We start from the raw sequence: 215 nt of genomic DNA on the forward strand, positions 1-215 counted from the left end.
GTTTACGACCAGTGTAGGCACGGAATACGACAAAGAATTCATTATTGTTGAGGCAAAGAGTGAAGACGGGCTTATAGGCTGGGGGGAATCAGTAGCAGCCATTGACCCATTCTACAAAGAGGAAACCGTGCAGACGAATTGGCATATCCTTGAGAAATTTCTGATCCCTCTTGTATTTGCAAAGCCGATTAACCATCCAGATGAACTTAATAATG

The 215-nt window shown here is 43.3% G+C and carries 1 pseudogene; it reads left to right on the forward strand.

The features are described 5' to 3' along the window. Nucleotides 1-215 (forward strand): annotated as a pseudogene (locus LKX83_RS33465) (o-succinylbenzoate synthase); the annotation flags it as partial.

This window comes from Cohnella baijiui (assembly GCF_020731285.1).
Lineage (GTDB): Bacteria > Bacillota > Bacilli > Paenibacillales > Paenibacillaceae > Cohnella.